The organism is Tepidibacillus sp. LV47, assembly GCF_048381575.1.
GTDB lineage: Bacteria > Bacillota > Bacilli > Tepidibacillales > Tepidibacillaceae > Tepidibacillus.
This window is the reverse complement of sequence record NZ_JBLWIF010000001.1, coordinates 80,688-100,442: the sequence shown is the minus strand read 5'-3', so window position 1 is coordinate 100,442 and position 19,755 is coordinate 80,688. Positions and strand designations below refer to the sequence as shown.

At 34.9% G+C, this 19,755-nt stretch carries 20 protein-coding genes; 18 read left to right on the top strand and 2 right to left on the bottom strand.

Features of this window, described 5'->3' with window-relative positions; translation table 11 throughout:
• The first annotated feature begins 1 nt into the window (after position 1).
• The 3 genes from ACMW72_RS00470 to ACMW72_RS00460 all read left to right on the top strand — a co-directional run bounded on the left by ACMW72_RS00470 (position 2) and on the right by ACMW72_RS00460 (position 2,261).
• A complete protein-coding gene (locus ACMW72_RS00470; protein ID WP_418366870.1) occupies positions 2-868 on the top strand; it encodes a 2-oxoacid:ferredoxin oxidoreductase subunit beta in 867 nt (288 codons plus the stop codon).
• Between the two features lie 89 nt (positions 869-957).
• Positions 958-1,698: an MBL fold metallo-hydrolase gene (locus ACMW72_RS00465; RefSeq protein WP_418366869.1), complete on the top strand. Its 741-nt coding sequence runs from the start codon at positions 958-960 to the stop codon at positions 1,696-1,698.
• Positions 1,698-2,261 carry a class I SAM-dependent methyltransferase gene (locus ACMW72_RS00460; RefSeq protein ID WP_418366868.1) on the top strand — a complete coding sequence of 188 codons (564 nt, stop codon included), beginning with the start codon at positions 1,698-1,700 and terminating at the stop codon, positions 2,259-2,261. Before ACMW72_RS00465 ends, ACMW72_RS00460 begins: the two co-directional genes overlap by 1 nt.
• A 60-nt stretch (positions 2,262-2,321) precedes the next feature.
• Here the strand turns inward: ACMW72_RS00460 and ACMW72_RS00455 are convergent, their stop codons facing one another.
• Positions 2,322-2,525: a hypothetical protein gene (locus tag ACMW72_RS00455; RefSeq protein ID WP_418366867.1), complete on the bottom strand. Its 204-nt coding sequence runs from the start codon at positions 2,523-2,525 to the stop codon at positions 2,322-2,324.
• A gap of 194 nt (positions 2,526-2,719) precedes the next feature.
• On the opposite strand from ACMW72_RS00455, the gene miaB reads away from it, so the two are divergent.
• The 14 genes from miaB to glnA all read left to right on the top strand — a co-directional run bounded on the left by miaB (position 2,720) and on the right by glnA (position 18,131).
• Positions 2,720-4,207 (top strand): tRNA (N6-isopentenyl adenosine(37)-C2)-methylthiotransferase MiaB, encoded by a 1,488-nt coding sequence (gene miaB, locus ACMW72_RS00450; protein ID WP_418366866.1) that lies wholly within the window; start codon positions 2,720-2,722, stop codon positions 4,205-4,207.
• Entirely contained in the window at positions 4,194-4,592 is a 399-nt protein-coding gene (locus ACMW72_RS00445) for a YlbF family regulator (protein ID WP_418366865.1), read from the top strand. The genes miaB and ACMW72_RS00445 overlap by 14 nt, the downstream gene beginning before the upstream one ends.
• Before the next feature lie 78 nt (positions 4,593-4,670).
• Positions 4,671-5,234 carry an outer spore coat protein CotE gene (cotE, locus tag ACMW72_RS00440; protein ID WP_418366864.1) on the top strand — a complete coding sequence of 188 codons (564 nt, stop codon included), beginning with the start codon at positions 4,671-4,673 and terminating at the stop codon, positions 5,232-5,234.
• Between the two features lie 109 nt (positions 5,235-5,343).
• On the top strand, positions 5,344-6,789 hold the full coding sequence (locus ACMW72_RS00435; protein ID WP_418366863.1) for a putative amidoligase domain-containing protein: 1,446 nt from the start codon (positions 5,344-5,346) through the stop codon (positions 6,787-6,789).
• Between the two features lie 72 nt (positions 6,790-6,861).
• Positions 6,862-9,486, top strand: a complete 2,625-nt coding sequence (gene mutS / locus ACMW72_RS00430) for a DNA mismatch repair protein MutS (protein WP_418366862.1) — start codon at positions 6,862-6,864, stop codon at positions 9,484-9,486.
• Positions 9,487-9,492: 6 nt separating this feature from the next.
• Entirely contained in the window at positions 9,493-11,334 is a 1,842-nt protein-coding gene (mutL, locus tag ACMW72_RS00425) for a DNA mismatch repair endonuclease MutL (RefSeq protein WP_418366861.1), read from the top strand.
• 1 nt (position 11,335) lies between these two features.
• Positions 11,336-12,121 carry a class I SAM-dependent methyltransferase gene (locus ACMW72_RS00420; protein ID WP_418366860.1) on the top strand — a complete coding sequence of 262 codons (786 nt, stop codon included), beginning with the start codon at positions 11,336-11,338 and terminating at the stop codon, positions 12,119-12,121.
• Entirely contained in the window at positions 12,118-13,071 is a 954-nt protein-coding gene (gene miaA, locus ACMW72_RS00415) for a tRNA (adenosine(37)-N6)-dimethylallyltransferase MiaA (RefSeq protein ID WP_418366859.1), read from the top strand. The genes ACMW72_RS00420 and miaA overlap by 4 nt, the downstream gene beginning before the upstream one ends.
• A gap of 38 nt (positions 13,072-13,109) precedes the next feature.
• Positions 13,110-13,349 carry an RNA chaperone Hfq gene (gene hfq, locus ACMW72_RS00410; protein ID WP_418366858.1) on the top strand — a complete coding sequence of 80 codons (240 nt, stop codon included), beginning with the start codon at positions 13,110-13,112 and terminating at the stop codon, positions 13,347-13,349.
• A 135-nt stretch (positions 13,350-13,484) separates the two neighbouring features.
• Positions 13,485-13,805: a protease complex subunit PrcB family protein gene (locus ACMW72_RS00405; RefSeq protein WP_418366857.1), complete on the top strand. Its 321-nt coding sequence runs from the start codon at positions 13,485-13,487 to the stop codon at positions 13,803-13,805.
• A 24-nt stretch (positions 13,806-13,829) separates the two neighbouring features.
• Complete coding sequence (locus tag ACMW72_RS00400; RefSeq protein WP_418366856.1) at positions 13,830-14,831, top strand: AAA family ATPase; 1,002 nt, start codon at positions 13,830-13,832, stop codon at positions 14,829-14,831.
• A 135-nt stretch (positions 14,832-14,966) separates the two neighbouring features.
• The gene (locus ACMW72_RS00395) at positions 14,967-16,241 is read left to right on the top strand and encodes an aminotransferase class I/II-fold pyridoxal phosphate-dependent enzyme (RefSeq protein ID WP_418366855.1); all 1,275 of its coding nucleotides are present in this window, start codon (positions 14,967-14,969) and stop codon (positions 16,239-16,241) included.
• 92 nt (positions 16,242-16,333) lie between these two features.
• On the top strand, positions 16,334-16,738 hold the full coding sequence (locus ACMW72_RS00390) for a MerR family transcriptional regulator (protein ID WP_418366854.1): 405 nt from the start codon (positions 16,334-16,336) through the stop codon (positions 16,736-16,738).
• Between the two features lie 58 nt (positions 16,739-16,796).
• A complete protein-coding gene (gene glnA / locus ACMW72_RS00385; RefSeq protein ID WP_418366853.1) occupies positions 16,797-18,131 on the top strand; it encodes a type I glutamate--ammonia ligase in 1,335 nt (444 codons plus the stop codon).
• A gap of 51 nt (positions 18,132-18,182) precedes the next feature.
• Here the strand turns inward: glnA and lexA are convergent, their stop codons facing one another.
• Complete coding sequence (lexA, locus tag ACMW72_RS00380) at positions 18,183-18,803, bottom strand: transcriptional repressor LexA (protein WP_418366852.1); 621 nt, start codon at positions 18,801-18,803, stop codon at positions 18,183-18,185.
• Positions 18,804-19,033: 230 nt separating this feature from the next.
• On the opposite strand from lexA, the gene ACMW72_RS00375 reads away from it, so the two are divergent.
• A complete protein-coding gene (locus ACMW72_RS00375) occupies positions 19,034-19,699 on the top strand; it encodes a recombinase family protein (RefSeq protein WP_418366851.1) in 666 nt (221 codons plus the stop codon).
• The last annotated feature ends 56 nt before the right edge of the window (positions 19,700-19,755 follow it).

The window sequence follows — 19,755 nt, the reverse complement described above, 5'->3', positions numbered from 1 at the left end:
AATGGCAACATTTAAAGACTTTCGTAACGATGTAAAACCAAATTGGTGTCCGGGCTGTGGAGACTTTGCTGTTCAAGCTGCGATTCAAAAGGCTGCTGCAAATGTAGGTCTTGAACCTGAAAATTTTGCCATTGTTTCTGGGATTGGCTGTTCTGGTCGAATTTCAGGATATATTAATGCCTATGGTTTTCATGGAATTCATGGAAGGGCATTACCTATTGCACAAGGATTGAAAATGGCAAACCGAAATTTAACGGTTATGGCTGCTGGTGGAGATGGAGACGGTTTCGCTATTGGTACGAACCATACGATCCATGCCATTCGTAGAAATATCGATATTACTTATGTAGTGATGGATAATCAAATTTATGGTTTAACAAAGGGTCAAACTTCACCTCGTAGTATGTTTGGGGCAAAAACAAAAAGCACGCCAAAAGGTTCCATTGAACAACCAATTCGTCCTTTAGAATTGGCGATTTCTGCTGGTGCTACTTTTGTTGCTCAGGGTTTTTCAGGAGACCTTGCTCAACTTACTCGTATTATTGAAGAAGGAATCAAACATAAAGGATTTTCATTTATCAATGTATTTAGTCCTTGTGTTACATTTAATAAAGTGAATACTTATGACTGGTTTAAAGAGCATATTGTAAACCTTGACGAGGATCCAACTTTTGATCCAACTAACCGTTCTATGGCTGTTCAAAAAGTAATGGAACATGAAGGGCTTGTAACAGGAATTATCTATCGCGATCCAGAAAGACAATCTTTTCAAGATTTAATACCTAATTTTAGTGAAACACCATTAGTCAATGTTGACCTAAAATTATCCGATGATGTTTTTGCTTCCTTGTTGAAAGAATTTGAATAAAAACGATATAATATAAAAGCCATCTCATTAAATTGAGATGGCTTTTATATTCCCTTATAAATCATGTATCTACATAGGAGGTACTTCTCATGAAAATTACCGTTTTAGGTTATCAGTCGCCATTTCCAGGGGCAAATAATAGTGGACCCGGATTTTTATTGGAACATAACAATAAATATTATCTTATAGATGTAGGAAGTGGAGTTCTTGCTAAACTGCAACAACATATCCAAGTCAGCCAATTGTCAGCCGTATTTATATCTCATTTACACCACGATCATATGAGCGATTTTTTAGTTCTTCAATATGCTATGCAAATGGAATTCGTAATGAAAGGTCGGACAAAACCTTTACCTGTTTATTTCCCGCAGGAACCGCAACAAGAAGCAAGTCTGATTCCGTTCCAACATTTTATCGAACCCCATCATATTAACGAATCAACGAAATTACAGTTGGATGATCTTGAAATCTCATTTTTACAAACCGACCATGGTGTTCCTACATATGCGATGAAATTCCAATCGGGCGAAAAAACATTTGTTTATGGTGCAGATTCCGGTATCCATACTCATTGGGCGCCATTTGTCAATCATGCGGATCTCTTAGTTTTAGAATGTACTTATCTAGAAAAAGATCGCCCATCTAAACCAATGGGACATCTTTCAACATATGATGTTGCAAGATTAAGCCAAGAATTAAAACCAAAAAAATTACTTGTCACTCATTTATACCCAGAATATGATCCGAATAAAATTGAAGAAGAATTATTATATGCGGGAATCGATGGAACTTTGATCATGCCGATGATCGGAAAGGTGATCGAAATATAATGGCTTTTTTACCTATTCTTCAATATGGAAAAGAACTCATTCGAACGCGAGTAAAAAAAGGGGATATCGTTGTTGACGCAACTTGTGGAAATGGCTTTGATACAGTTTTTTTAGCCGAATTAGTAGGTGAGACAGGAAAGGTATATGGTTTTGATATTCAAGAACAAGCAATCATAAAAACAAAAAATCGTCTAAAAGAAAAAAATTTATTAGATCGAGTCCACTGTATTCAAGAAAGTCATGAAGAAATAAAAAAATGGGTAAAGCACAAAGTAAAAGCTGCAATGTTTAATCTTGGATATCTACCTGGTTCTGATAAAACGATTGTAACGAAAGGTGAAACAACCATTAAAGCGATTGAAGCTTTAATTCATCTATTAACCGATGATGGGATCATTGTGCTGATTGTTTATACTGGCCATGATCAAAGACAGGAAGCAAATATCGTTGAAACATTTTTAAAATCCTTTTCCCAAAAAGAGTATACTGTCATGAAATTACAGTATATCAACCAAATAAACCATGCTCCTTATCTAATTGCAATTGAAAAGAAAAACGCTTAAGGTGATTGCTTATAATCCCTCATATAAAACAGCAGCCATCGTGGCTGCTGTTTTATCTACCTAAGATTCATTAGGGGAACCAATTTTCATATGAAAACTTGTTTTTTTGCCTTTTAATCCTTCAAAATGCTCGGGTGCATATTGATGCTTCTGGGATTTTATTTCTCTTGGTCGAGGACGACCTTTAGGTTTGTATAATTCGGTTGCAAACTCCGCTCTAGCAAAATCCCGTTTATTTCTAAAGATATCATTATGATTCGGCATTGCTTATTCCCCCTTTGATCCGGTATATCTTTAATTTTCCCTTTTTAAAAGGAAGTTATTATTGTGAATAAGTCCTTTAAAATGAGAACCATTCTTGTTATAATAATAAGTTGTATTTATATCATACAATTAGTATTAATTTCCTAAATAAAATAATAATATCATTGTGTCTAAAATAAGTGAGGTGAATAATTATGTCAAATATCGACATTAATAATAAATATACAAAATATTTTATTCCTCCTAACATCCAAGAAGCAAAAAAACGTGGAAAACAAGCTGTACAGATTATCGATTTTGAACCTATACCTGAGGAAATGGCCAACATTGGTAAGGGAAAATACTATTTAATTCGCACCTATGGTTGCCAAATGAATTCTCATGACTCTGAAACGATGGCAGGTATCCTTGAACACATGGGATACCAACCAACTGATGAAGAAAATGTAGCAGATATTATTCTTTTTAATACTTGCGCAGTCCGTGAAAACGCTGAGGATAAAGTATTTGGCGAATTAGGCCGGCTAAAACACTTAAAACTGGAAAAACCCCATATCATATTAGGTGTAGCTGGATGTATGCCACAGGAAGAAAAAGTAGTAAATAAAATTTTACAATCTTATCAACATGTTGATCTTATTTTTGGTACCCATAATATCCATCGCCTTCCTATTTTATTAAGGGATGCCCTTTTTAATAAGGAAATGGTTGTTGAGGTATGGTCAAAAGAAGGCGATATTATTGAGAATATGCCAAAAGTGAGACAGGATGGATTAAAAGCCTGGGTTAACATTATGTATGGTTGCGATAAGTTCTGCACGTATTGTATTGTCCCTTATACACGGGGTAAAGAACGTAGTCGTAGACCAGAAGATATAATTGCTGAAGTTCGTGAATTAGCTCGTCAAGGCTATAAAGAAGTTACACTTCTAGGGCAAAACGTCAATGCTTATGGTAATGATCTAGATATTGATTATGGATTTGCCGACTTATTAGATGATCTACGTAAAATTGATATCCCTAGAATTCGTTTTACAACTAGCCATCCAAAGGATTTTGATGATCGTTTGATTGAAGTGTTAGCAAATCGTGGAAATTTAATGGAGCATATTCATTTACCTTTCCAATCAGGTAATACAGATATATTAAAGAAAATGGCAAGAAAATATACAAGGGAAGAATATTTAGAATTAGTAAAGAAGATTAAAAAGGCGATTCCAGACGTTGTACTAACGACTGATATCATTGTAGGCTTCCCTGGAGAAACAGAGGAACAATTTCAAGATACGTTATCTTTAGTAAAAGAGGTAGGTTTTGATTCTGCTTATACTTTCATTTATTCTCCTCGTGAAGGAACACCAGCAGCTTCAATGAAGGATGATATCCCAGAAGATGTGAAAAAAGAACGTCTTCAACGATTGATGGATCTACAAAATCAGATCAGCCGCAAGAAAAACGAACAATTAAGAAACCAAGTCGTTGAGGTTCTTGTTGAAGGTATAAGTAAAACCAATTCAGAAGTTTTATCTGGTCGAACAAGAGGCAATAAACTTGTCAACTTTAAAGGAGATCCATCTTTAATTGGCCAGTTTGTACAAGTCAAAATTATTGAACCGCAAACATGGACATTAAAAGGAGAACTTGTTTCTACACAAGAGGAGTTACTTGATGTTGCCAATTAAAAAAGAAGACATTTTAAAACAAACGCAAAAACTGGCAAAGATGATCTCCGAACAAGAAGAGATAAAAATTTACCAAGTAGCAGAGAATAAAATTAAAAGTCACAAAAGAATACAAGAACTAATTACAGAGATCAAATTAAAACAACAGGAATTGGTCAATGCAAAGCATTTTCGTAAACCTAATTATATTCACCAACTTGAGGAGACTTTGGATCACCTAAATGCTGAATTGAATAGTATTCCATTGGTACATCAATATCAGCAATATCAACAAGAGATCAATCATTACCTCCAATCTATGATTCAATTAATAAAAAATGAACTATCAAAGACCCTGCCTCTTGATCATGATAATTTGTCCAAAAACTACAGATTTACTCTGTAGTTTTTTTTATGGGTTTTTTTCACCATAGACATTCGTCCTGCATAAGATTAATTGAGAATCGATTGAGGAGGGTACGATATGGTCCGTACAAATAAAGACCTACAATGTAGAGAGATCATAACAAAAGCGGTCTGTGGTAAAGGACGGAAATTTTCAAAAACGCCTCATAATATTGTGCTCCCAAATCAACCATCCAATATCTTAGGTTGCTGGGCAATAAATCATACCTTTGAAGCTGAAAAAGTTGATGATGTCATTGAGATAGTTGGTACGTACGATATTAACTTATGGTATTCCTACGCAAACAATACAAAAACAACGGTTGCAACAGAAACAGTTTCTTATAACGAAAAAGTTCCATTATCCTACCTAGATAGCAATTGTGCAAAAGACAAAGTTGAAGTTTACGCAACAGCCATTCAAGCACCGCACTGTATCGATGCTAAATTATCATCTGATGGAGATATGGTGATCGTTGAAGTAGAAAAAGAGTTCTTAGTTGAGATCGTTGGAGAAACCAAAGTATGTGTAGTCCTTTGCCAGGATTGCGATGATGAAAAAGGTTTTCTTATTGAAGAAGATGATATTGATTCCGATGAAATAGAAGATCTCAATCCATTTATCATCGATGACTTAGATTAAAACCCCTTATTTTGGGAGAGAAGGAACTCGTTTCCTTCTCTTTTTTCACTTCTTACATGTTTTTGAATAAGATAATTTTGAATGAACCCTAGAAATTGGGGGGAGAAACATGAAAGCTTTTTTCTTATACGAAAAAAATCTAAAAATAGATTCATTACTAGAACAACTTAAAATACCACATGGATCCACACTTTATTATCAAGATATTCAAGATAAAACGTTACTTATTCCATGGGGAAATGTGGAAGAAGCTTATTCTATTCCTTATTTTCTTAATAAAAAAGCTTTGTACTTACTCAATAATAAGTATGAACAATATAAAATATTCAATATCCATGGAATCTCTACTCCAATTTTTTTCGATGAGTTCACACAACAAGTAAAAATAAAAAAATTACGCTACATTCACATTTATCAAGTCGCTGTTTTTCAACAAAATATCCTTGCTTATTTTAAGCAAAAACAAAGTCAATCATTAAATTGGCTAAACAAAAATATCTTTCAAATGAAGGATAATATTAGTCTTACTGAAGTGGAAACTTTAGCAACAAAACGAGAGGAACGACGTGTTAGTCAATTAGCGATCCGTGCTGTATATTCACTCCATTTGGATTATGCGATGGTAACTGTAGGGGTAAGTGCAGGAGAAAAACCATGGATTCTCCATGTGAATCCTTATCCAAAATTGAATAAACGATTGGCAACAATATTTGCCGATGCCTTTAATCAATTCGCAATACAATGGGAAAAGATCATCAATTCACAAGGTCAAGAAGTAGTATTGGGGACTGACCCTGAATTTATCTTAAGGGATATAAATGGGAATATGGTTCTTGCTTCCCATTTTTTACCTAAAAAAGGCATTGTTGGTTGCGACGACATATGGACGAATCATGACCGAACCCAATTACCTTTAGCGGAACTAAGACCAAAACCAAGTTCTTCTCCCAGACAGCTTGTCATAAATCTCTACCAAACAATGATCTTAGCCAGCAAAAAAATAAAAAACAAAAGAATTGAATGGCTTGCTGGCGCCATGCCAATAGAAGGTTTCCCAATCGGTGGCCATATTCATTTTAGTCACGTTGACCTCAATTCTTTTTTATTACGGGCATTAGATAATTATCTTACTTTGACTGTGACCCTCTTTGAAGATCCCAAAGGGAGAAAAAGAAGGCCAAAATATGGCTTTTTAGGAGATTATCGCAGAAAATTTCATAAAGGATTTGAATATCGTACATTACCAAGCTGGATTGTCTCGCCTACCCTAACAAAAGGAGTATTTGCCTTAGCAAAATTAATCGCTGAAAACTATCTTTACCTTTCTCAAGATCCCTTATTTGATAGCAAAATTCAAGCAGCATATTATCAAGGAGATAAAGAAACCTTAAAACCTGTTGTACAAAAATTATGGGAAGAATTAAAACAATTAAAAGCCTATGACAATTTTCTCAATTATTTAGATCCTTTAGAAAAACTAATTGACAATTGGTATGTTTGGAATGAAAATCAAGATATTCGCAAAGTTTGGAAGATTCCTCCTTATCACCGTTAACAACATTACCCAAAATATAAAGACTTATGTTATAATTTATTGACATATGATCATTATGATGGGGGATTTATTATGGCTACTTACACACCAATGATCCAACAATATTTAAAGATCAAAGCAGAATACCCTGATGCCTTTTTATTTTTTCGTCTTGGTGATTTTTACGAAATGTTTTTTGAAGATGCCGAATTAGCTTCAAGGCTCTTAGAAATTACATTAACGGGTCGAGATGGTGGAACAGAGGAGAGAATCCCAATGTGTGGGGTTCCTTATCATTCTGCCGACTCGTATATACATAAACTCATTAAAAAAGGCTATAAAGTTGCCATTTGTGAACAAGTAGAGGACCCTAAGCAAGCAAAAGGGGTAGTCAAACGGGAAGTGACCCGCGTAATCACTCCAGGAACGATCATGGATGATAGACTTGTAGAAAGTAAAGTCAATAACTATATCGCTTCCATTTTCTTTTTACAACATTTAAACCAATATGGCATTTCCATTAGTGATATTTCAACTGGCGAATTTTATGCAACGATGATTGAGGATGAATTTGAACGTGTCATTCATGAACTAATTCCATACCAACCTTCTGAAATTATTCTAACAAAAAAATTAATAGAATTAGAACCGACACTGAAACAATATTTACAAACCAATCTTACTTGGTTAGATAATGAATTAAAAGAACAAGAACAACATTTCATTCAACTCGTATACGATCAGTTTCCAGAACAAAAAGAATTACCTAAAGCGATTCTCTTTAGTACAGGAATCCTATTGGATTATTTGCAAAAGACCCAACGGCAAAAACTGATTTATTTTAATGAATTACAGATTTATGAACCAAAGCAATACTTGATTCTCGATCCTTTTTCAAGACGTAATCTTGAGCTTACGGAAACAGCAAGGGATCATTCTAAAAAAGGTTCCTTGCTGTGGTTACTCGACCAAACAGAAACATCAATGGGTAGTCGTTTATTACGGCGTTGGCTAGAAAAACCGTTGTTATCCAAAACAGCCATTGAAGAACGTTTAGATGGTGTTCAGGCTTTATATGAAAATCCATTTGTTCGCGATGAACTAAAAGAACAGTTACGACAAATCTATGACATGGAACGTATTGTTTCAAGGATATCTTATGGCAATGCTACACCAAGAGACCTATATGCTTTGAAACAAAGCCTTGAAAAGATCCCAAAACTAATAGAAATCTTACTTGAAAATCAGATTGATCCTATTTTAAAATTGATGGGCGACTTTGATTTATGTGGTGACATTTATTCCTTAATTGACCAAGCTATTGTCGACGATCCGCCTTCTGGAGTAAAAGATGGGGGGATTATTAAAAGAGGGTATCATCAAAAACTTGATGAATATTATCGTGCGAGAACTGAGGGAAAAGAGTGGCTCCAAGACTTAGAACGTAAAGAAAGAGAAATAACAGGAATTAAATCTTTAAAAGTTGGATTCAATAAGGTATTTGGCTATTATATAGAAGTAACGAAATCAAACCTCGCTCAAGTTCCTACAGATCGCTATATTCGAAAACAAACACTTGCCAATGGAGAACGTTATATTACGGAAGAACTAAAAGAAAAAGAAGCTCAAATAATAGAAGCCGAAGAAAAGATGCAAGAATTAGAATATCATTTATTCACAGAAATTCGTGAGAGAATCGCCAATCAAAACCACAGATTGCAACGATTAGCACAGCAGATTGCGCTGATTGATGTTCTTTTGTCCTTTGCGAAAGTAAGTGCGATACAAGGTTATGTAAGGCCAACGTTTAATCAAAAAGGGAGAATTCAGATTCGTCAAGGAAGACATCCGGTTATTGAATATGTACAAAAGGAAACTCCATATATTCCCAATGACGTCGAATTAGATCAAGAAAGTCAACAGATATTATTGATTACCGGCCCCAATATGGCAGGAAAAAGTACCTATATGCGACAAATTGCGTTAACGATCATCATGGCGCAAATTGGTTGTTTTGTCCCAGCAGAAAGTGCAGATATAGCGATAATCGATCGTATTTTCACCAGAATTGGTGCTGGAGACGATTTAACAAGTGGCCACAGTACATTTATGGTAGAAATGCTTGAAACCAAGCAAGCAATTGTGCAAGCGACGAAAAATAGTCTAATCTTACTTGACGAAATTGGTCGAGGGACTTCTACATATGATGGTATGGCTTTAGCACAGGCCATTATTGAATATATTCATGATCATGTTCATGCCAAAACTTTATTCTCTACCCATTATCATGAATTAACCAGTCTAGCAGATCGATTTCCTAGAATCCAAAACATTCACGTCAATGTCATTGAGAAAGATGGTAAAGTGATATTCCTCCATAAGATTGAAAAAGGAAAATCTGATCGTAGCTACGGAATTCATGTTGCAGAATTAGCTGGATTACCAAAAGAAGTGATTGAAAACGCAAAACGCATTTTGCAAGAATATGAAACAAAAGGTAAAAAAGAAAAAATAGATGGAGATGTAAAAGGAATACAACTTGATCTGTTTTCAACCCAAGAAGAAAAACATCCATTGCAAAAAATAAATGAAAAAAGAAAAAAGATAGCATATGACCATGAAATCATTGAAGAGATTCTTTCTTTGGATCTATTAAATATGACGCCAATGGAAGGGTTTCAAGTACTATATGAGCTGCAAAAACGATTAAGGAAGTGAGTAATTTTGGGAAAAATTAGGGTACTCGATGACCAAATCGCTAATCAAATTGCAGCAGGAGAAGTAGTAGAACGACCAGCTTCTGTTGTAAAGGAATTAATTGAGAACAGTATCGATGCTGGCAGTACCAAAATCGACATACACATCGAAGAAGGAGGTCTCTCCCTAATTCAAGTACGAGATAACGGGGAAGGAATGGATGAAGAAGATGTTGAAAAAGCCTTTTTTCGCCATGCAACCAGTAAACTCAAAAGAGGAAATGATTTATTTCGAATCAAAACACTAGGATTTCGCGGGGAAGCACTGCCTAGTATCGCCGCAGTCTCTCGATTGACTGTAAAAACATCTCCTGGCCATGATGGAAAAGGAATCGAGTTACAATTACATGGTGGATCGATCATAAACAAACAAGAAATTGCCTATACGAAAGGAACGGAGATTACGGTTCGTGACCTTTTTTATAATACACCTGCAAGATTAAAATATATGAAATCACTCCAAACCGAATTAGGACATATTACCGATTTTGTTAATCGTTTGAGTTTAGCTTATCCTATGATTTCTTTTACTCTTACGCATAATGGTCGTCTTATCTTACGAACCACTGGAGACAGTGAACTTCGCCATGTTATCGGAGCAATTTATGGGACTAGTCTAGCGAAAAATATGATTTCCTTCTCTAATGAAAGCCCCGATTTTAAAGTTTCAGGACTTTTATCAAAACCAGAGTTTACTCGAGCAAACAAGAACCACATCTCCATTTTCGTTAATGGAAGATATATTAAACATTATGCTTTAACCCAGGCTATTATTGATGGGTATAAAACCTTATTAATGGTTCATCGTTATCCGATTACTGTACTTAACATTGAATTGGATCCTTCTTTAATTGACGTAAACGTTCATCCTGCAAAACTAGAAGTGCGTTTTAGCAAAGAACAAGAACTGCTGAAATTTGTTGAATTCACTGTTTATCAAGCACTTTATAAAGAATCCTTTATCCGTGAACCGTTAAAAACCAAACAAGACAAACCAACGATACAAAAATCCATTCAAGAGAACTTTGATTTTTCTTACTCGAAACAGAAACAAAGAGAAAACCTAACGGTTAATGAAAAAAAATTGATCTCAACCTTTTTTAACTTAGAGGATTACTTAGCAACCCCAAATCAAATGAGTATGGAAGATGAAGCTCATAGAGAACAAACGAATAACAAAAATGAACAGTCACAACCAAAAGAAGATACTTCATTAGAACCTTCTAATCGTCTTCCATTACTAGAGCCCTTAGCCCAATTTATGGGTACTTATATAATTGCACAAAATGATGATGGCCTTTTCTTAATTGATCAACATGCTGCTCATGAGAGAATTAATTATGAGAAGAATCTACGTCTGATGAATGAAGAGAAGAAAGCGAGTCAAGAATTATTAGTACCTATTACTTTTGATTTTACACCTTCGGAAATTGAAGAACTGATCAGACAGAAAGATTATTTCAATGAACATGGGATTAACTTAGAATTATTTGGAAAGAAAACGATTCTTATTCGCTCTATTCCTTTATGGATTCCAAAAGGACAAGAAAAAATTTTTCTCGAAAAATTAATACAAATGGTACTAGATAAGGGAGTCATTGACTTTTATGTTTTACGTCAAGAAATGGTTGCAACTCTTTCTTGTAAAACTTCCATTAAAGCAAATCAATATTTGACAAAAACAGAAATGGAACAATTGATTGAACAGCTAAGAAATACAGAAAATCCCTTCTCGTGCCCCCATGGAAGGCCGATTATCATCCATTTCTCTAATTATGAAATAGAAAAAATGTTTAAACGAGTGATATAAAATGATTGTAACAACTTCTTATGATGCTGATGAAGCCACACTTCATCGAGCTTTATGGATAGCAAATGCATTAAAGGCAAATTTTATTCAGCGAAAAAAACATTCCCTTAAAGCTCTGCTTGCGATTGATCGAGAAGTCATTGTCGTAGAAAAAAAGAGTGCAAAATACTTTGCGAATGAACAAGAACAACCTTTTTTCTTTCATCCTAGTATGGCTGTTTTACGTATAAACCGATTACAAAAAGGCGATAATGATATACTGGTTTCCCTTACCAAGTTAAAATCTGGAGATTCATTTCTTGATTGTACAATGGGATTGGGATCGGATTCTATCGTAGCATCTTACATTGTAGGTGAACAAGGACGCGTTTTGGGGATTGAAAGTGAACAAGTCATTGGTACCCTTGTAAAAGATGGTTTACAACTAGGTTGGAAAGAAGATCCGAAAATCGATAGGGCAATGAAGCGAATAGAAGTTCAGTTACTTGATCATTATCAATATTTAAAATTACTCCCTGATCAAAGTTTTGATGTTGTTTATTTTGATCCCATGTTTCGTAAAGGAATCAAAAAATCTTCGTCGATGGTTCCTTTAAGAAAGTTGGCCAATCCAAATCCATTGACCATTGAAACCATTGAACAAGCAAAACGAGTGGCTAAACGAATGGTTGTCTTAAAAGAAAATAAAAATAGTAGTGAATTTGGTCGACTAGGATTTACAAAAATCTTTCGTTCATCATCCACTAGCTATGGCGTAATCTTAATCGATGGCGAGGTTAAGCGATGAAAGAGAAACTCTTAGTGATCGTCGGGCCTACAGCAGTAGGAAAAACTGAACTAAGTATTGAAATTGCAATTCGTTTTCAAGGAGAGATTATCTCCGGTGATTCGATGCAGGTGTATAAAGGGATGGATATTGGTACTGCCAAAATTAGACCGGAAGAAATGAAAGGGATTCCTCATTATTTCATTGATGAATATGAACCCGATTATTTTTTTACTGTGGCTGAGTTTCAACAACGGGCGATTCAAAAAATTACAGAAATCAATCAAAGGGGCCATTTACCCATTATCGTTGGTGGAACAGGTTTATATATTAAATCGGTCACCCATCACTACCGATTTTCCAAAGATTCGATGAACAAAACATACCGACACCAATTACAAGAATGGTTAAAAATTCATGGAAAAGAGGCTTTACATAAACGTTTAGAAGAGGTAGATCCAGAATCAGCGAAAAAATTGCACGTTAATGATACAAAACGTGTCATTCGAGCATTAGAAGTCTATCATACCACAGGAAAAACGATGAGTGAGATTTTAAAAGAACAACAAATACAAACACCTTATCATTTACTTATGATTGGCTTGACTATGGATAGGAAAAAATTATATGATCGAATTAATAGACGAGTTGATCTAATGGTTCAACAAGGGCTGGTCGAAGAGGTTCAACGCTTACTAAAAAAAGGCTATGACGAAACCTTAAATTCGATGCAAGGAATTGGGTACAAGGAGATCATTCTTTATTTAAAAGGGAAAGTTACGCTTGAAGAGGCAATTGAAATGATTAAACAAGCAACGAGACGCTTTGCAAAGAGGCAGCTTAGCTGGTTTCGGAATATGCCTGGTATACATTGGTTTGATCTAACTAATAACACTTTAGAAGAGAAAGAAAAGATCACTCAGAAGATTTCTGAATGGTTAGCAGGAAAAAACTTATTACGTAAAGAATAAAATATTTCTAGACACGTTTACTTTAGGGGGTAAAAGAAATGAAACAAAGCATTAATATTCAAGATACTTTTTTAAATATTGCTCGAAAAGAGCATATACCTGTTACAATTTTTCTTATGAACGGTTTTCAATTAAGAGGAATTATTAAAGCGTTTGATAATTTCACTGTTATTCTTGAATCAGAAGGTAAACAACAAATGGTTTATAAACATGCGATTTCTACATTTGTTCCATCTAAAAATATTAATCTAGTCCAAGAACAAAAGGAAGATGATTAAATCATAGAAAACCATTTAGCGAAAAGACATTCTTTATCATTGATAAGGAATGTCTTTTTATTTTCACCATATAATGAATTGATGAGATTTTTATAAATATATTAGAAATGCAAACAAAAAAGGGATGAAAGGACCATGAATTATAAAGTAATTCAAGAAGTAGATGCTCCAATTCAAGTTAAAGACTGGATAAAAGCAAATCGATCCATTGAAAATCATATTGTGATTGAGACGAATAAAAAAATCTATCTTGTACTCACAAGAGGAGAAAAAAGAACAAGTGGTTATGAGATTACCATAAAAAGTATTGATGTGAAAGAAAAAGAAATACATATCATTTTTCAATATAAGGATCCAAATCCTGATCAATTGCTGATGCAAATTATTACCCATCCAATGCTAATACTTGAAATGGAAAAAACAGATAAGACAATTGTTTTTCATATCCTTCGTTAACACTCCCTGATTATTAGTCTTTTTATGAATGAGGAACGGATCAGTGAGGTGAATACTTTGAAGAAAAAAATAACGGCGTCAGAAGTAAATCCCCCTCATAAAATCCATATTGTTTTAGACCATAAGCGAGAAATTATCAGGATAAAAGAGACTCCCAAACAAGAAAGAGTTACAACCTCAAATCCTACGGTACAAGATCGATATAAATCGATCGTACAAGAATTAGACCGGTTAGTTGGTTTAAATGATGTAAAAAAATTGATTTTTGAAATCTTTGCTTTTATTCAGATCGATCAACAACGATCTGCTGTTGGATTACGTTCTAATTCTCAGGTTTATCATATGATATTCAAAGGGAACCCTGGTACAGGAAAAACTACTGTAGCGCGAATTATGGCTAAAATGTTCAAAGAGATGGGAATCCTCTCAAAAGGACATTTAATTGAAGTAGAACGAGCTGACTTAGTTGGCGAGTACATTGGTCATACCGCACAAAAGACAAGGGAACAAGTAAAAAAAGCTCTTGGTGGGATACTTTTTATTGATGAAGCATACTCTTTAACAAGAGGTGGAGAGAAAGATTTTGGCCGTGAGGCAATCGATACCCTTGTAAAAGAAATGGAAGATCACAAAAATGATTTTATCCTTATCTTAGCAGGCTATTCCTTTGAAATGGAGAATTTTATTCGCTCAAACCCTGGATTATATTCCCGTTTCCCTATTCAGCTTCATTTTGAGGATTATTCTTTAAATGAACTATTAGATATTGCTGAAGTGATGGTGTCGGAACGGGATTATATTCTTTCACCAATGGCAAAACAAAAACTAAAAACTTATATTATGGAAGAAAAAAATAATCCCGTGCGCAGTTTTAGTAATGCTCGTTTAGTTCGAAACTGGATAGAAAAAGCGATTCGCAATCAAGCTGTACGTCTAATTAAGGAAGGAGAAGTCACAAATTCCAAAGAGGCATTAATGACTATTCATCCCGAAGATTTAATCGACATTAAGAATAAATACTTATAATCTAGTCATTCTTTTAAGGGTGACTTTTTATTTTGTTCATTTGAATTATGTTCCTTACATTGCTTGTGGTATACTATCTTATATCTTTCGTTGATTAAGTTTACTAATAAAGAATATAGAAGGAAGAGATAAAGAATGTTATCTTTTTTTCAGTTTCCGAAACAATTTGAACAATACATCGCTGAAATTGAAAAAAAAATAGAGCCAAGAAAAAAAGAAATTGAAGAATTAGTGGAATACAACCAAGCAAAAGTGTTGAAAGCCTTTAGGCAACACCATGTATCAGACTTTCATCTTCAATCCTCTACAGGTTATGGTTATGATGATTTAGGGAGAGAGACTTTAGATCAAATTTATGCAGATGTATTTGAAGCAGAAGCCGGATTGGTGCGTCCCCATATCGTTTCTGGAACCCATGCATTGGCGATCGGTCTTTTTGGTCTTTTAAGACCTGGAGATGAACTGATGTACATTACAGGTTCTCCATATGACACTTTGGAAGAAGTGATCGGAATCCATGGTGAAGGAATGGGATCCCTTAAAGAATGGGGGATCCATTACCAATCCATTGCTTTAAAAGAAGATAGAACCGTCGATTTTGAAGAAGTGAAAAAGAGTATCAATGAAAAAACAAAGGTTATCGCAATTCAACGTTCCCGGGGCTATGCATGGAGACCTTCATTTAGCATTGAACAAATCCAAGAGATGATTCAGTTCGTAAAGGCAATCAAGCCAGAAGTGATTACTTTTATCGATAATTGTTATGGTGAATTTACGGACAAGCATGAACCTACTGCGGTAGGGGCTGATATTCTCGTTGGTTCACTAATTAAAAATCCTGGAGGAGGTATTGCTAAAACCGGAGGATACATTGTTGGCAAAGAAAAATATGTAAAACAAATATCCTATCGCTTAACAGCACCAGGAATCGGAGCAAAAGTTGGTTCGATGCACGAACACATGATGGATTTTTATCAAGGATTTTTCTTGGCTCCTCATATGGTAGGTGAAGCATTAAAAGGGGGAATTTTTGCTTCTGCTTTCCTTGAAGGATTAGGGTTCAAGACGAATCCTCATTGGACGGAAAAAAGAAATGATATTATTCAAGCGATCCAGTTTGATAACGCAGATTCATTAATTGCCTTTCTCCAAGGGATTCAAAAAGGCTCTCCTATTGATTCCCATGTTGTACCAGAACCAAATTTAATGCCTGGTTATCAAGACCCAGTGATTATGGCAGCAGGTACATTTGTTCAAGGGGCAAGTTTAGAACTATCTGGTGATGCTCCGATTCGCGAGCCATATATTGCTTACATTCAAGGGGGTCTCACTTATCAACACGTAAAATGGGGTTTATTGACAGCGATTCAAAATATGATGGAAAAAGGAATACTTTCAATAGATTTTTAAAAAAAATATATGTTATATTTTCTAACATTATATTGACAAGTAAATTTACAAAGAATAAAATAGAAGCATAATAAATTAAGGAGAGGATAGATATGACTGATTTGGAACGAAGAAATCTACCTCTTTTTCCAATCGGAATTGTCATGCAATTAACCGAATTGTCTGCTAGACAAATCCGTTATTATGAAGAACAAGGGTTAATCCATCCAGCTCGTACAAAAGGACGACAACGACTTTTTTCTTTTAACGATATTGAAAAACTATTGGAGATTAAAAGTCTTTTAGAAAAGAAAGTAAATATTGCAGGAATAAAAGAGATCTTTGCACGCAGAGAACAAGAAGAAAGGGAAAAAGAAGCTCAACTCTCTCGTAAAAATAAAATCGATATTATATCTGATGCTAGGTTACGTGAGATGGTGATGCGAGAAATTTTAGATTTACGCCCAGGCAAAACCCATTCATTAATTCAAGGGGAAATTTCAAGGTTTTTTCACTAAAGTTCCTCAATGCTTTTGCATTTGAGATAAATCATTAAAAATAGGGAGAGTGTAGAACATGTCAAGGTATAGTAAAGACGACATTTTAAGAATGGCAAAAGAAAAAAATGTTCGTTTTATCCGATTAATGTTTACAGATCTACTTGGTGTAATCAAAAACGTAGAAATTCCTGTCAGTCAATTGGAAAAAGCTCTGGATAACAAAATTATGTTTGATGGTTCTTCAATTGAAGGATTTGTTCGGATTGAGGAATCAGATATGTATTTATATCCAGATTTAGATACGTGGGTTATTTTCCCGTGGGAATCAGAGGAAGGTGCAGTTGCTCGATTAATTTGTGATATTTATTTACCTGACGGAAGACCATTCCCTGGAGATCCTAGGGGAATATTGAAGAGAGCGATGAAAGAAGCAGAAGAATTAGGTTTTTCTGCGATGAATGTAGGTCCTGAACCTGAATTTTTCCTTTTTAAAACGGATGAAGAAGGTGAACCTACACTAAAGTTAAATGATAATGGCGCTTATTTTGACTTAGCTCCAGTTGACTTAGGGGAAAACTGTCGTCGAGATATCGTATTAATATTAGATAAAATGGGATTTGAAGTAGAAGCTTCCCACCATGAAGTTGCGCCTGGACAACATGAGATCGATTTTAAATATGCAGATGCTGTGCGTACAGCTGATAATATCCAAACATTCCAACTTGTGGTAAAAACAATCGCCCGTAAGCATGGGTTACATGCTACATTTATGCCAAAACCTTTATTCGGTGTAAATGGATCAGGTATGCATCTTCATCTTTCCTTATTTAAGGGTAATCAAAATACTTTTTATGATCCAAACGATCCTCTAGGTCTTTCTGAAACTGCGAGGTATTTTATTGCAGGAGTATTAAAACATGCTCGTTCGTTAACAGCCATTACCAATCCTACAGTGAATTCCTACAAACGTTTGGTTCCTGGTTACGAAGCACCTGTATATGTAGCATGGTCAGCTTTAAATAGAAGCCCATTAATACGAGTTCCTGCTTCTAGAGGTTTAAGCACAAGAATTGAGGTTCGCCATCCTGATCCCTCAGCAAATCCATATTTAGCTTTAACAGTGCTATTAAAAGCTGGACTTGATGGGATTAAGAATAAATTACCATTACCAGCTCCAATTGACCGAAATATTTATCACATGACGGAAGAGGAAAGAAAACGTGAGGGAATTGAAAACCTGCCAACTAGCTTAGAAGAAGCGATTCAGGAATTACTTAAAAATGAATTAATCTTATCCGCTCTTGGTGAGCACGCTGTCGAGCATTTTGTAGCTGCAAAACGAATTGAATGGGATATGTTTAGAACTCAAGTTCACCAATGGGAAAGAGATCAATATTTGAAATTATACTAATGTTATCATAACCCCTAACGATATGTTAGGGGTTAAATTATTGCATAAAAATTAATGGATTTGTCGAAATACACCGATGACCTTGCCAAGAATAATCACATCTTTTAATAGGATTGGTTCCATCGATGAATTTTCAGGTTGAAGACGAATTTGATTCTTTTCTTTAAAGAATCGTTTAACCGTTGCTTCACCATCTTCGGTCATCGCCACAACAATTTCGCCATTATTCGCGACAGGTTGTTGACGAACAATTACATAATCCCCATCCAAAATTCCAGCTTCAATCATACTGTCACCTTGAACAGTTAACATATATACCTGGTCACCGTTAATTATATGGGCGGGTAAAGGAAAATAATCTTCAATATTTTCAATTGCAGTAATTGGTAATCCTGCAGTTACTTTACCAATTACAGGTACTTTTACGACTTGTTGACCATTTGTTTCCCGATCAAAATCATCCGTAAGAATCTCTATTGCTCTTGGTTTTGTAGCATCTCTTCGAATAAGCCCTTTTTTCTCTAACCGAGCCAAGTGACCATGTACAGTAGAACTAGAGGCTAGTCCAACAGCTTCACCGATCTCTCGAACAGATGGGGGATATCCTTTTTCCCTTACGGTTTGCTTGATAAAATCTAAAATCGCTTTTTGTCGATTGGATAATTTATTCATATGACACCTCACATAATATTCCAATTTTTATTTTATTATATCATAGGAAAGTGAGATTGCAAACATTCGTTCTGATATTTTTGATCAGAAATTTTGTTTCACTATAAAAAAGTGTTATACTAAATCTGTCCTTTTCTGGTCATATTAAATGCTAGAGTAATGTTTCATTTTATACTGGATATCTTAGTTTGGTTTGTTACTTTCATTAATTTTTAGGGAGAGGGGATATTGTGAAAGTAGCGATTTATTCGAGGGTGAGCACAGATAGGGATCAACAGTTTACTAGTCTCAAAAGACAGTCGGAAGAAAGCATTCGCTTTTGCCAAAAAAGAAATTGGACAATTGTAGATATAATAGAAGAACAGGAAAGTGGTTACGAAATCGATAGAGAAGGGATCTACCATCTACTTCATCTTTTTAAAGAAAGATTAATCGATGCAGTAGTGATTCAAGATGAGACAAGGATTGGCAGAGGAAATACGAAGATTGCCATTCTCCATCAAATTCGTAAATATGGAGGAAAGATCGTTTCATTAGAACATGATGGCGAGTTAGTTGTTTCTGAAATGGATGGAATGGTCTTAGAAATTCTAGCAATCATCGAGGAATACCAACGACGTTTAAATAATCGAAAAATTTCACGTGGAATGAAACGTGCTATAGAAGCCGGATACGAACCAGCTAGAAATCTAAAAAACATTAATCAAGGTGGCCGGCAGAAGAAGGAAGTTCCCATTGAAGAAATTATTCGTTTAAGAAAGCTTGAATTGACTTTTCATGAAATTGCAGCTACATTACGTGGATTTGGTTATGATATTTCCAAAGCAACGGTACATCGTAGATACCAAGAATATGAAAAAAAGTTAAAAGAATCAAGCAGCACATCGGATTATTGATTAAAGTTTTCAACTGTCATATAATCATGTAACGTATTAAAGAAAAAGAGAAAGGA